The sequence below is a fragment of the Herbidospora sp. RD11066 genome, assembly GCF_054661255.1.
The window spans coordinates 1-326 of record NZ_BAAGDO010000072.1 but is presented as its reverse complement, the minus strand read 5'-3'; the positions used below and the strand labels follow the sequence as shown (position 1 = coordinate 326).

The window sequence follows — 326 nt, the reverse complement described above, 5'->3', positions numbered from 1 at the left end:
AGGGACTCTTGCTTGCGCAAAGTCTCCAAGACATTTTGAAGACTCTTGACTTTTGGTGCTAGTTTGAAATACCGCCTGAGTTTGAGCTGGACTTCCTGTTTAATTTCCTGGAAGAACACTGGGTCTCTGGAGAGCATGCCTTTTAATTCAGGATGGGCTTTGTATTTCTGGTAAATATAACCCGCAATTTTTGACTTCTGTTCTTCCAGTCTTCTGTGGTGTTCCTGTGTGTGTCTGCCATGTTTTTCTTCACCGCTTTGACGACTTGGAGGTATGAAATGTGCCCTGGTGCCAACATCAAGAAGGGAACTTTCTTCCATCAGTTT

At 43.9% G+C, this 326-nt stretch carries 1 protein-coding gene; it reads right to left on the bottom strand.

What is annotated here, in order from left to right; translation table 11 throughout:
- A partial coding sequence (locus ACYQ78_RS39380; RefSeq protein WP_459806103.1) for a hypothetical protein occupies positions 1-326 on the bottom strand: 326 nt, incomplete at both ends.